This is a genomic window from Pseudoalteromonas sp. GABNS16E (genome assembly GCF_028598715.1).
GTDB classification, from domain to species: Bacteria; Pseudomonadota; Gammaproteobacteria; order Enterobacterales; family Alteromonadaceae; genus Pseudoalteromonas; species Pseudoalteromonas atlantica.
Map to the genome: position 1 here is coordinate 1 of NZ_JAQREZ010000079.1, position 13,702 is coordinate 13,702.

Genomic DNA, 13,702 nt, shown 5'->3' on the forward strand with positions numbered 1-13,702 from the left:
TATACAATGAAATGCGACCGCACTTAAGTTTGGATATGAAAACACCAAATCAAGTGCATAAAAAAGACCTGGCGCTTTCGCACCAAGTCTTTCATTAAAACCGTCAACCTATTTCAGGACGGGACAACAAGATTAACCTTGTTAAATTATAAACGGTCGATTACTGATTGAGTGAAATCAGTTGTACCGTGGCTGCCGCCCAAATCACGAGTTGTGCGATCGCCAGATTTAATTACATCAGCTACTGCGCTACGAATACGCTCAGCCGTGTCGCCCATATCTAAGTGCTCAAGCATTTGGATAGACGCTAAAATTACTGAAGTAGGGTTTGCTAGGTTTTTGCCAGCAATATCTGGTGCACTTCCGTGAACGGCTTCAAAAATAGCAGCATCTTCACCAATGTTTGCACCTGGTGCCATACCTAAACCGCCAACTAAACCAGCACAAAGATCAGATAAAATGTCGCCAAATAAGTTAGTTGTTACTACAACGTCAAACTCTTCTGGTGTCATAACTAGCTTCATACATGTAGCGTCAACAATCATTTCAGTTGATTCAATTTGCGGGTAACGCTCAGCAACTTCACGTGCAACTTTTAAAAATAAGCCAGAGGTAGATTTTAAGATATTTGCTTTGTGTACTGCGGTTACTTTTTTACGGCCTTCACGTACTGCTAACTCGTAGGCAAAAGTGATGATTTTCTCAGCGCCTTCGCGAGTAATTACAGATTTAGCTTCTGCTTCGTTACCGTCTTCGCTTACTACTTGGCCTAAACCTGAGTACATACCTTGGGTATTTTCACGAATAGTAATGATATCGATATCATCGTAACGTGCTTTAGTACCAACAAATGATTTAACAGGGCGTACGTTTGCGTATAAACCAAACTGCTTACGTAATGTTACGTTAATAGACGTAAAACCTTCACCTACCGGCGTCGTTAAAGGACCTTTAAGAGTGATTTTGTTTTTAGCGATTGTATCAATTGTTTCTTGGGGAAGTAGCTCGCCAGTTTTTTCTAGTGCAGCAAGGCCTGCATCAACAAATTCATAATCAAAATCGCAACCTGCGGCTTTTAATATTTCAAGTGCTGAGTCGATAATGCTCGGACCGATGCCGTCGCCTTTGATCACTGTGATGGTTTGTTTGGCCATTGACTTTTCCTTTAAAAGAATAAAAAACGCACATAATTTATTACTAATAATAGTAACTGCTTGTTAGGTCATTTATGTGACGCATGTGGATATATTTTGAGGGCGCATTTATACCAACTTATCGCCCATTTTGCCAGTTTATACTATAAATACAGGGTATAACCTGCGATTATAGTCAGCATAAGTGACTTAAATGCTGTTATATAGCGATAAGCCTTGCAGTTGCGCAAAAAAATCATCCTCAGATTTAAAGCCTTGTGCTTTTAGCTGCGCATTTAAAGTTTGTTTTTGCCAAGGCGTTAAAGGCAGAGCGGGTTTAAAAATAGTTTGCGCTACGACCTTTAAACTAATCCATAATTTGTGCTGCTCGTTTAGCTCTTTTTTAGGTTGTTGTTCAGCATCGAGTAGGGGCTTGGTCCATGGATTATCACTCAGTAGTTGTGTTAATTCTGTATTTAAATGTTCATTATTAATCGTTTCCACCCCAAAAAAGGCTGCTAATGGGGCACTATAGGTTTGGTTAGGCACGCTACTTATGGTTACTTTTGCACAGACCTGTGCACTGCAATGGGTTAATAAATAATGCACGTAACCATAGATGGGCAAGGCTATATGTTCGAATTGCTGTTTTGGGTTATTACTTACCATTAAAGCTAAAATACTAATAAAGCTATTAAGTTTATTCAGTACGATGTGTTTGTGCGGATGATGTGATGTATCCACTAATTGCTCAAATATAACCCGCTGAATAATCGCCGGTGCATTATCGTAGCCGACCATCGACAAGCTATGGCGTAAGTCTTTGGCGGCTTGGTGCTGATTGTTATAGGGCCTGACTGCTTGGCAGAGCTTCTGTGTTATTTCACTAAAAGGGGCCAGTAACTTATCTAAGCCTTTAAAACTATATTCATGCGCTACTTTTATATGACTCACTAACGCTATTAATTCGGCCTTTGAACTTATCTGCGCCGGGGCTTTACGTACCAGGTGCTCATTGTTCCAGGCTAAAAATAATACCCGTTTATCAGTACATAGCCATTGCATTGGTTGATCTTTAAGTGAGGTTTTAACCTTGTACCACGCCAGTTTTTTCTCATTATTGGCATTAATAAGTATATGCTTATTAGTCTCATCACTTGCTAGATAAACCATTGCTTGGTCGCTGTAAACAATTTTACTGCCTGGCAGGTGTGGGCCTATATGCGCTATTAAATCCTTAATTAACCTTTGCGCAAATGGGTTAGCTGTTTTGACATACAATTCACCCAAAGCTTTGTAAAAATTTAATGGGTTCTTTTTCGATGTATAGGTGATGTTCATCGCGATAATATTACTTAATGCACACAAGGTTATGGCATTGTCATATAGCATTATGTCGCTAGTGCTTAGTAACGCTTGCTTATACTTATTTAGTTTAGCCAACATACGCACGCTATTTTGGGTAGGGTGCTGTGCACTGAGCAATACTTTTGCTGCTAGCTGATGGCGAAAACGCCATATTTTTTTATCGCTGAGTGTAAGCATTTGCTGCTGCGCAATTTTATTATGCTGCGCTACAACGCAGCAATGCTCTACCAATGCAACACCAATATAAAGCTCGGTTAGTTCATCATCAAACTGTTGGCTAGCGCACAGTGCTGTGCTAATAACACATTGGTTAATAACAAGGTTTGTAGCAAAGTCGTAGTGGCTGGTGTACAAGCTTAAACGCGCTTGTAAAGCGTGCGGGTGTTGCTGATACAAAACGCGATAATGCTGGGCTGTTTGTACAACAAGCGGATAAAGATGTTGCCACTGCGTTTTGTCACTATAAATTGTTAGTATTTGATGTGTGTTATGCAGTAACCGCACTAACTGTTTTGAAATAGGCTCATCCATTGGCCATCACCTGATCTTTTCCTGATAAGTTGTATAGGCGCTGGGGCCCCATAAAAATAACTCACCATTTTTAAATAATAAGCCGGTGCATTCATCCATCGTAGTTATGCCATCTGAAGTTTGGTGCTGAGTACGGTAAAAAACAATCTGCCATACTTGGTCTTTATTACGTTTGGCATAGGTTAAATCGGGGCTTCCTAAATAATCGAGTACACTGTTTAAGGTAACCGCCTCATCAATTGACAGCTTTCTTATGTAGCGCTCGTTAAAAGCCTCACGGTCTTGCCAAATCATTGCTTGCGGGTCATCTTTATAAAAGGTGATCACTAAAGTCGCAACGAGTGCATACAAGCCTAACCCTAATATTAAGTATCTTATAAACTTTTTAATCATTTTTAACTCACACTCGCAACAATACAGTGAGTATATGTTGTGCGCTTAAACAGTGCTATCAACATGCGACTAATGCAACCTTAACTGCTTTAAACTAAAACTTAGCTGTATATCGGTACGCAAAGTTACTAATTGTTTAGAAATAACATACATGTCTTTTTGCTCAACTAGCTTTTTGTGAATACTGCTTGATAGGGCATCATCTTCTATGGCGCTATCTATGCTTTCGTAGGTATTTACAATAAGCTGAGCCGATTTAGTCCCTATACCTTTAACGCCGGGTACATCGTTAGTTTTATCGCCCGCTAAGGCCCAAAAATCAATAAGTTTACTTTGTTCAATACCAAAACGCTGCTCAATGCTGTTGCAATCTAGGTAGGTCTTTTTAAAATAATCGTACACACAAATATAGTCGTTCAAAAAAGGTAAAAAACCCTTATCGGTAGAAACAATGGTACTGTTTATCTTATTTTTTGCAGCTTTGTCGGCTAAGGTGGCTATGATATCGTCGGCTTCATCGTTAAGCGGTTCAAATACAACGATACCCGTTTGCTCTATAGCTTCTTTAAAGTTGTGCAGCGCATTTTTAAGCGTGTCGGGCATGGGGGCCCTAGAGTGTTTATATTGATTATAAAAGTGGTAGCGCCAGCTTTTGTCGCCATCAAAAACAGCTATAGCGTGAGTGGCATTTGTTGACTGTAAAAGCTTTTTGCAAGCATGTGCTACGCGCGCGCAACTGGCCTTTAGCATCTGCTCTTCACTATGGTGTGTTTGGTTAGCGTCAACTGCGTAAATGCGCCTAATTAAATTAAGCGCATCAATTAAAAGTAAATGGGGTTTCAAATAGTCAAACTCATGCTTTTATTTCATAACAAGGGATATACTTACTACCGGGTAACTTCATACGACCTTGGTCTACAAATGCTTGTAATAGTTTATCCATATCTTTCATTAAATCAGGCTCACCACTTAACACATAAGGTCCATGTGCTTTTATAGCGCGTAGGCCTTCATCTTTAACATTGCCAGCAACAATCCCCGAAAACGCTCTACGTAGGTTAGCCGCTAATTGCTGCTTGGGCTGTTCTAGGTGCAAATCTAAACTTGCCATGTTTTCGTGCGTAGGTGCAAAAGGTTGCTGAAAATCGTTATCGATTTTAAGTGTCCAGTTAAAGTAGTAGGCATCGCCTTGGCTTTTACGGTAATTACGTACATTTGCCATAGCTGATTTTAATTTTTGCCCTACTAGCGCTGGATCATCAATGATTACTTCAAACTTATCAAGGGCTTCTTTGCCTAATGTCAGCTCTACAAACTTACATAACTCGCTAAAGTACGCTTCGCTTTCTTTAGGGCCGGTTAAAATAACAGGCAAACACTGTTTTTCGTTATCTGGATGCAGCAAAATACCTAATAAATAAAGTAATTCTTCTGCAGTACCTGCACCACCTGGGAATATAATAATTGCATGCGCCGTTCTAATAAATGCTTCAAGGCGCTTTTCAATGTCGGGTAAAATCACCAGCTCATTTACAATAGGGTTTGGTGGCTCTGCGGCAATTATACTAGGCTCGGTTAAACCAAGATAACGGTTTTCGCTAATTCGTTGTTTAGCATGGCCAATAGTGGCACCTTTCATCGGGCCTTTCATTGCCCCCGGGCCACAGCCAGTGCATATATTTAAACCACGTAAGCCAAGCTCGTAACCTACTTGTTTTGTGTATTTATATTCTATTTCGTTAATTGAATGTCCACCCCAACACACAATCATATTTGGTTCGCTGTTAACGCGCAGCGCGCCGGCGTTTCTAAGCATATCAAATACCATGTGGGTAATGGCTTTTTGTTCTTTAAGATCTTTTTCGTACTTTTGGCAAATAAATAAAATATCGCGGATCACCGAAAAAATATGCTCGTGAATACCGGTAATTATTTCGCCATCAACAAAGGCGGTTTCGGGAGGGTTTTCTAATTCAATTTTAATGCCGCGCTCGCGACTGACTAAACGAATATCAAAGTCTTGGTATTTGTCGTAAATTTCATTACTTGCGTCTGTGTGGCTGCCTACGTTAAGGACGGCTAAGGCACAGTTTCTAAAAAGTCGATAACGTTCACTGGCTGAAGATTGCTCTAATAAATCAACTTCCAATTGTGACAGTAAATCTAAAACCCCAGTCGGGTTTAACTGTATTAACATCGGCATTCTCCTTGCTGCTTAAAATGTAAAAACTGCATGTCATCTACTTTAGCACTCAAACTAATTGAGAATTATGACATTATTTACTCATACAAAGGCGATCCCGACCCGTTTTCTTTGCTTCATAAAGGGCGTCATCTGCTCTGTCGAATGCTTTGAGCGGTGTATCGCCTTTTTTAAATTGTGTAGCGCCTAACGAAATGGTGATTTCTATTTCTTTTTCTCTAAATTTAAAAGGAATATTTTTAATCACTTTTCTAAGTTTTTCAAGCGGCTGCGCTGCGTTTAACAACGAAAGCTCAGGCATAAGTAGTACAAATTCTTCTCCGCCGTAGCGGGCTATAAAATCAGACTGCCTTACTGATTTTTGCAGCGCCTTTGCAATAACTTGTAAGGTTATATCGCCTGCAGTATGACCAAATCTATCATTAATTGACTTAAAGTGATCCACATCAATAACCACTAGGGTAACATCCGAGGCTTGGACATTAAATAAGTGAAGCTCGTGATTGTAACGTTCATCAAAAGCCGCTCTATTAGGAAGTTTTGTAAGGCTGTCGAGTAAGCTTTTAAAGCGTTGCTCGTTTAGGCGTTTTTTATATTTGGTTAGTTTGCCTTCTAAGCTGCCGATTCGCTGGTTAATTTCATCAAAGCTGGCAATCAGCGTTTCGCGGTCTTTTCTTTCTAGCTGCTCTTTAGCAATAAAGTCTTGGCTGAGTGATTTTAGCTCGTTATCAACTAATTCTTTTAAAGAGGAAATAGACGTAGCAGATTGGGTTTGCTCGTTTAAATGCTTTATTTTTCCTTCAATACGTTTATTTAGTGTATCGAACTCTTCCCCCATTGATTTAGAGTGCTGGCTGGTAGATACAATTGATGAGTGCAACTCTTCTAATGTTTGGTTAAGCGAGACTAAAAAGCTTTGTGCCGATTGGCGCTCTTTACTGATATTTTTGACCACGACGCTTATTATATTTAAAGCAGCTTGTAGCAGGGCTTCTACATTATCGTTTTCGGTAATTGCATTTTTTATTTGTTTAATTTGTTCTGTCGATTCATCCTCTAACACCAGCTCATTTGCAAGCTCTAACAGCTTTTTAGCCATACGAGGAGAAGCATTGGTGCTTGTTTCATCCGTGGTTGAAAGCTTGCTATGCAAAGCGTGGTGATAAAAGTTAATAAGCTGATTTAATATCGGGATGTAGTCGTGCGTAGACTGTACATTATTAATTTCGTGGTCGAGTAAATGTCTTAAGGTGCGACGGGTATCATCTGGTAAGCCTTTGGTTTTTTGTAAAAGCTTACCGACTGTTTGTACGCTCGAAAACAGCTCTCGCTGATGGGCTGTTTGTAACGCCTCTTGGTTTTGCAGTAACAATAAAATGTCATCTATTAAAGGGGATAATATTTCAAACCCGACACCTTTATTTAGCGAACTTCTAAATTTGGCGAGTTTATTATCAAGCTCAATATCAAGCCCTTTACAGCTTAAAGACAGTTTTGCAGTTAGATTTGATAAAGTATCAACTTGGAGCTTACGCGCATTTTCAATGGCTACCCTTGCTTCAATTGCTTGCTTTAACTTTTTTATCTACAGCGTTAGAGTTTTCAGACACCTAAGCATACCGCCATCGTATTAATTACATTACCTTCAGTTTACAACAAAATCATATTAAGTGTAGTTATCTAATTAAAAACTTAGCATTTTTACTTAGACCCTGCATGTAAACTGAGCTATTAGGTTGTTTGTCGTTTTTAATTCACTTTTAATTTATGCCTTGTTAGGCTTATTTCAAATAATAAGTAACCTTGAGTCATTATGAAAAAGCGTTTTGTCCTGTCAATGTTAGCGGCCTGTTGTGCAGCCCCTGCGTTAGCCGATGTAAATTATTCTTTAAGTATTACACAGCCACAACATCATTTAGGTAATGTAAGTGTAGAGTTTCCAAAGTCGGCGCAATCGCATATCGATGTTAAATTGCCTGCATGGCGCACTGGGCGCTACGAAATATTAAATTTAGCCAATGGGGTACGTTACTTTGCGGCCACAGACGACAATGGCAATGCATTAAAATGGGAAAAAATTAACCACAGCACATGGCGAGTGCATTTAGCTGAGCCAACACACGTGAATATTGATTACCAAGTATATGCAAACGAGTTAGGTAAACGTGCACGCCATATAGACGATAGCCATGCCTTTATTGATGCATCTGGCTTTTTTATGTTTAGTGAATCGTTTCGCCAAGAGCCAGTTACCGTAGATTTAAAGGTGCCTAAAGCGTGGCGCTCTGTATCAGGCATGGAAAATGCGAGTAATAAACACAGTTTTAAAGCCGCAGATTACGATGTACTGGTAGACTCACCAATAGAGACAGGAATTAACAAACTTCATAAATTTGAAGCAGATGGCCGCCAATACGAATTAGTTATATGGGGCGAAGGCAACTACGATGAGCAACTAATGCTTACTGATTTAAAAAAATTAGTGACCACAGGTAATGTTATTTGGAATAGCTACCCGTATGAGCGTTATGTATTTATGGTGCATGCTACATCGGGTGCTGGCGGGGCAACTGAGCATTTAAACTCAACCATTATACAGCGCCCACGGAATCGTTTTGGTAGCCGCGAAGACTACTTAGGCTTTATAAGTACCGCCGCGCATGAATTTATTCATACCTGGAATGTAAAAGCTTACCGCCCTAAAGGGCTGGCCCCTTATGATTACACCAACATGAACTACTCAAATTTATTATGGATTTCGGAAGGTTCTACTAGCTACTTTGAAGATCATCTATTAGTGCGCTCAGGCATAGAAACCACCGATGAGTTTTTTAAAGTGATGAGTAAAACGATTAATCGCCACTTACAAACACCAGGTCGAGAAGTACAAAGTGCCAGTGAAACAAGCTTTGATAAATGGATAAACCAAGGCGGCGACCACGCGCGTAATTACAGCACCAATATATATTTAGAAGGCTCATTGCTTTCTATGTTGCTCGATATACATTTATTAGAAACAACCCAGGCAAAAGTTAATTACCGCCAAGTACACAACGCTTTATACAACAAGCACACGTTACCACAAGGGTTTACTGAGCAAGATGTACTGGCAATATTAAAAGAGCTAACAGGTGAAGACTACACAACGTGGTGGCACGATAACGTGAGCACCCCAGCTAATATAGATTTTGATGCTTTATTAGGTAAAGTTGGCTTAAAGCTTACTCGTCCTGAGAGCGCTAAGCCATTAGCAAGCATTGATGCCACTGCAAAAAATAGCGGTGAGTTATTAGCGCTTACCCACGTTCGCAGAGGCGGAGCAGCATGGCAGGCGGGCCTCACAACAGACGATAAAATTGTGGCGGTTAACAAGCAGCATGTAGGAAAAGATTTAAAATCGAGCTTAGAAGTATTTAAAGCGGGTGAAAAAGTCACTATCGATTTTATTCGTCGCGATGCGCTCCAATCGACAACCCTCGTTTTATCGCAAGATTATGATAAACCAAAAAAGGTGGTTGCTGATAAAAATGCAACTTTATCTCAACGGGCCTTATTTAAAGCATGGATGGGGGTAGAGCACCCCATTAATGTGCAAGCTGATTAACATAATAGCGTTTTATTAAAGGAGCTTTGGCTCCTTTTTTATATCTTATGCAAAGGTATATCACTTAAAAACCAACCTAAAAGTGCTAATTTTAAGAGTACGTCCTATTATTGTGTTAATAACGACTCTAGGTTGCGTATAAATGAAGTCATTAAAAACCACTCAAATCCTCTCACATCAATTTGTGCTTAACGATCCGCTGCATCAGTTATTTGATGCGATACACAGTATTTCTGTGCAAGGATACGATGAGCAGCGCCGCGTTATTTATTGGAATAAAGGCAGTGAGCTGCTTTATGGCTATACAAAAGAGTACGCAACCGGAAAAAAACTAGAAGATTTAATTATTCCGCCCCCAATGCAAGATGCGGTTATAGATGCTCATCGTGAGTGGCTCATAAACGATATCGAAATACCCGCGGCTGAGCTTACATTACAGCATCAAAATGGCAGCAATGTTACTGTGTTTTCAAGCCATGTTATGTTTACAAATCAGCATGGGGTAAAACAGATGTACTGCATAGACATAGACTTGAGCGATGTAAAACAAGCACAAGCGCAAGCTATGGATAAACAGCAGATGCTCGAAAAAGTATTTGAAGCCATTCCTGATTTGTACTTTTTACTCAAACCGGATGGCACCATAGCTGATTACCATGCAAATGATTTGAGCAACTTACATTTACAGCCTGAGCAATTTTTAAATAAATCGATGTTTAGCGTATTGCCCTATACTGTAGCCAAAATGTTTAAAGAGAATATTCAAGAGCTGTTAATTCACAAAGGTAATGTATGCTTTGAATACGAACTTTTAGTACCCAAAGGCGTGTTGTATTTCGAAGCGCGAGTGAGTTATTTACATCATTCAGACCAAGTCATGGTGATAATTCGCGACATAACAGAGCAGCATGAGTCAAACAAACTTATACGTAAACAAGCCTATTACGATAGCTTAACGCTACTCCCTAATCGTTTTTATTCTTTAAAACGACTTACTCAGCTGATTAACACTGCGAGCGAAAAAAATACTTTAGCCGCTGTTATTTTTATCGACTTAGATGACTTTAAAAAAGTAAACGACACACTCGGGCATGAAATTGGCGATTCATTACTTATCAGCGCCGCTAATAAACTGAGCCAAATAGTTAATGAAAACGCGACCGTAGGCAGGTTAGGGGGCGATGAATTTATTATTCTACAATCAGAGCTTCGCAGTAAAAAACAGCTAGATGCGATTGTTACACGCTTACTTAAAAGCTTTAGAACTCCCTTTGAAATAGATGGCCGCGAATTGTTATTAACGTTAAGTATTGGCGTGGCTTTGTACCCCGATAATGGGGTAACAGCCTCTGATTTATTACGCCATGCAGACACAGCAATGTACCAAGCAAAAGCGCTTGGCAGAAACACCTACGCCTGCTTTACCAGCGAAATGAATACCGCCATAAAAAGGCGGTTAGCAATAGAAGAGCAGATGCATGTTGCTCTTGAAAAAAATGAATTTGAATTGTATTTCCAACCTAAATGCGATGCTAAAACACTTAAAATAATTGGGGCTGAGGCGCTATTACGCTGGAACAATAGTGTGCTTGGTAAGGTTATGCCCGATGAGTTTATTCCGTTAGCAGAGCAAACAGGTTTAATTATTCCTATTGGAAAGTTTGTTATTGAGCAGGCATTAGCATTTTTAACGCAGTGGCAGGCAAGCTCTCAACAAAACTACAACATGGCAATTAATTTATCACCAAGCCAATTTAGAGATTCAGAGCTGCTAATTTTTATAGCAAGCACGTTAGAAAAAACCGGAGTAAGTGCTAAAAATGTCGAGCTTGAAATAACCGAAGGCGTGTTAATGAGCGTACAAACCAATATTACAGAGTCATTGTATGCACTTAATAAGCTCGGTATTAAACTATCCATGGATGACTTTGGCACAGGCTACTCATCGCTTAGCTATTTAAGGCAGTATCCGTTTGAGGTATTAAAAATAGATCGCAGCTTTATTTGTGGTATTACCGAAAACCAAGAAGACTACAGCTTAGTTAAAGCCACAATTGCAATGTCGCATAGCTTAGGCTTAAGTGTGGTAGCTGAAGGCGTAGAAACATCAGCACAACAAAAACTACTAGCCGAGCTAAATTGCGATCTGATTCAAGGTTACTACTTTAGTAAACCACTGCCTGCATTACAGTTACTTGATTTTAAAGCGTTATAAGTATATTTATTATAAGTGTTAACCTAAAACCCATTGAGCTTTAAATAGCGTAAATTGAGCCGCCCACCGCATTTAGTATTTAAACCCTTTAGCCAAATAACGCTACACATTAATATGATAGGCTTTACTGCTACTGCTACTGCTACTGCTACTGCTACTGCTTTGGTGTTTTGGTAAAACAAAACCTACGTAGTTAAATAAAATACCCACTAGATTGAGTAAAACTCATCCCGCAAACTTTAATCCCCCTGACACTCATAATTCATTAATTTAATTCATGTGCATTTTATAAGCTAATAATGCTAGGTTTAATCATCACAATATTGAAGGAAATAATTATGAAACTAGAGTCATTAGCACTGCACCATGGTTACGAGTCTGAAGAAACCACTAAATCAGCAGCAGTGCCTATTTATAATACCTCATCTTACACGTTTGATAATACGCAGCATGGCGCTGATTTATTCGACTTAAAAGTACCAGGCAATATTTATACTCGTATTATGAACCCAACCAATGCCGTGCTTGAACAGCGTATTGCTGCAATGGAAGGGGGCATTGGCGCGCTAGCGGTAGCCTCGGGCATGGCAGCTATTACCTATGCTATTCAATGCTTGTGTGAAGTAGGCACTAATATTGTGAGCACCAGCCAAGTATATGGCGGTACATATAACTTATTTGCTCATACGTTACCGCGCCAAGGTATTGAAGCACGCATGATTAAAGCTGATGATTTTAGCGCCTTTGAAGACGCTATTGATGATAATACCCGCGCAGTATTTTGTGAGTCCATTGGTAACCCCGCAGGTAATATTGTCGATATTGAGCGTTTAGCTAACATTGCTCATAGTAAAGGGGTGCCACTTATTGTTGATAATACTGTAGCTACACCGTATTTATGCCGCCCATTTGAGTTAGGTGCCGATATAGTGGTTCATTCACTGACAAAGTATATAAACGGGCACGGTACTGCTATTGGCGGCATGATTGTTGATTCAGGTAAATTTGATTGGAAAGCGAATGCCACGCGCTTTGCAATGATGAACGAGCCCGATCCGTCGTATCACAATGTGGTTTATACCGAAGCTTTTGCTGAAGCTGCATTTATTGGACGTTGTAGAGTAGTGCCACTTAGAAATACTGGCGCAGCGCTTGCGCCTAAAAACGCATCTGACATTTTAATTGGCCTTGAAACCTTAGGCTTAAGAATGGATCGCCACTGCGAGAATGCACAGCAGCTAGCTGAGTATTTAGAAAATAATCCAAAAGTGCTTTGGGTTAATTACGCAGGGCTTAAATCAAGCCCGTATAACGAAATGAGCCAAAAAATTACCAGTGGTAAAGCATCGGGTATTTTAAGCTTTGGTATTGCTGGTGGCCTAGAAGCGGGTACTCGTTTTATTGATGCGCTAAACATGATTTTACGCTTAGTTAATATTGGCGATGCTAAATCGCTGGCTTGTCACCCAGCGTCAACCACACACCGCCAATTAAATGATGAAGAGCTTGCAAACGCAGGTGTGAGCCGTGATTTAATTCGCCTATCGGTCGGTATTGAAAACATTGCCGATATTATTGCCGATGTAAGCCAAGCGCTAGATAAAGCATAGTTATAAAATTAAGAACCTTGCGTGAGTAAAGAAGGTGCTTTTGTAGCGCCTTTTTTATTAGGTTTAATTTGCTTGGTTTGTTTTATAAATGCATTTGTATAAAGTTTATTTAAAACGCGGCTGTGTAATTGTTGAAACTTACGTTTAAAAAAAGCTTTTTTAACCTTGGTTTTAGTTGCGCAGCTTGCAATATCGCTCTGTATGTCTGTATTTTGCGAAACAGGGTATGGCATAAGCGAAAAACCATTTACGCGGGTTTCCCAAATATGTTGTAAGTCGCAATCTACAGGGCGGCCAAATTGAGCAGTGGCTTTAAGTAATTGCTTAGCCCCTTCATAGCTTATTGCCGTAGCACAACAGCCGGTCATTAGCTTTTTATGTATGACTAATTGCTGGTGGTTATTTAGGTTTTGTTGATAGGCAATAGGGCGAGTGCGGTTTTCATAAGCGGCGAGTTTAATAAGCTGCCAGGGCTGCTGTAGCTGCTCAATATTTTTTATCGCATTATGAATGCTGTCATTAGGGCGTGTTGATCTTTGTGGTATGAAAAACAAACAGCATGAAGATAAGGTATAATTGAATTCGCCAGAAAACTTTACACCGAACCTACATGCCAAGATTAATGTTAACAGACGGGACATGGAA

The 13,702-nt window shown here is 39.8% G+C and carries 9 protein-coding genes and 1 pseudogene; 3 read left to right on the plus strand and 7 right to left on the minus strand.

Features of this window, described 5'->3' with window-relative positions; genetic code table 11:
- Positions 1 to 146: 146 nt before the first annotated feature.
- The 6 genes from PSI06_RS19610 to PSI06_RS19635 form a co-directional block, all read right to left on the minus strand.
- Positions 147 to 1,154 (minus strand): isocitrate dehydrogenase, encoded by a 1,008-nt coding sequence (locus PSI06_RS19610; protein WP_004586400.1) that lies wholly within the window; start codon positions 1,152 to 1,154, stop codon positions 147 to 149.
- 189 nt (positions 1,155 to 1,343) lie between these two features.
- Positions 1,344 to 3,032, minus strand: coding sequence for a hypothetical protein (locus PSI06_RS19615; protein WP_273604677.1), 1,689 nt, complete (start codon positions 3,030 to 3,032; stop codon positions 1,344 to 1,346).
- Positions 3,033 to 3,038: 6 nt separating this feature from the next.
- Positions 3,039 to 3,425 carry a DUF3192 domain-containing protein gene (locus tag PSI06_RS19620; protein ID WP_273604678.1) on the minus strand — a complete coding sequence of 129 codons (387 nt, stop codon included), beginning with the start codon at positions 3,423 to 3,425 and terminating at the stop codon, positions 3,039 to 3,041.
- Between the two features lie 69 nt (positions 3,426 to 3,494).
- Positions 3,495 to 4,268 carry a flap endonuclease Xni gene (gene xni, locus PSI06_RS19625; protein WP_273604679.1) on the minus strand — a complete coding sequence of 258 codons (774 nt, stop codon included), beginning with the start codon at positions 4,266 to 4,268 and terminating at the stop codon, positions 3,495 to 3,497.
- A gap of 10 nt (positions 4,269 to 4,278) precedes the next feature.
- The gene (gene ppnN / locus PSI06_RS19630; RefSeq protein ID WP_004586396.1) at positions 4,279 to 5,622 is read right to left on the minus strand and encodes a nucleotide 5'-monophosphate nucleosidase PpnN; all 1,344 of its coding nucleotides are present in this window, start codon (positions 5,620 to 5,622) and stop codon (positions 4,279 to 4,281) included.
- A gap of 79 nt (positions 5,623 to 5,701) precedes the next feature.
- Positions 5,702 to 7,213: a GGDEF domain-containing protein gene (locus tag PSI06_RS19635; RefSeq protein WP_273605061.1), complete on the minus strand. Its 1,512-nt coding sequence runs from the start codon at positions 7,211 to 7,213 to the stop codon at positions 5,702 to 5,704.
- A gap of 228 nt (positions 7,214 to 7,441) precedes the next feature.
- Here PSI06_RS19635 and PSI06_RS19640 point away from each other — a divergent pair, with 228 nt between their 5' ends.
- The 3 genes from PSI06_RS19640 to PSI06_RS19650 all read left to right on the plus strand — a co-directional run bounded on the left by PSI06_RS19640 (position 7,442) and on the right by PSI06_RS19650 (position 13,057).
- On the plus strand, positions 7,442 to 9,232 hold the full coding sequence (locus PSI06_RS19640; RefSeq protein ID WP_273605060.1) for a M61 family metallopeptidase: 1,791 nt from the start codon (positions 7,442 to 7,444) through the stop codon (positions 9,230 to 9,232).
- A gap of 142 nt (positions 9,233 to 9,374) precedes the next feature.
- Positions 9,375 to 11,447 (plus strand): sensor domain-containing protein, encoded by a 2,073-nt coding sequence (locus tag PSI06_RS19645; protein WP_273604681.1) that lies wholly within the window; start codon positions 9,375 to 9,377, stop codon positions 11,445 to 11,447.
- Positions 11,448 to 11,785: 338 nt separating this feature from the next.
- Positions 11,786 to 13,057 carry an O-acetylhomoserine aminocarboxypropyltransferase/cysteine synthase family protein gene (locus tag PSI06_RS19650; RefSeq protein ID WP_273604682.1) on the plus strand — a complete coding sequence of 424 codons (1,272 nt, stop codon included), beginning with the start codon at positions 11,786 to 11,788 and terminating at the stop codon, positions 13,055 to 13,057.
- 8 nt (positions 13,058 to 13,065) lie between these two features.
- Here PSI06_RS19650 and PSI06_RS19655 read toward each other — a convergent pair.
- Positions 13,066 to 13,702: pseudogene (locus PSI06_RS19655) on the minus strand (hypothetical protein); the annotation flags it as partial.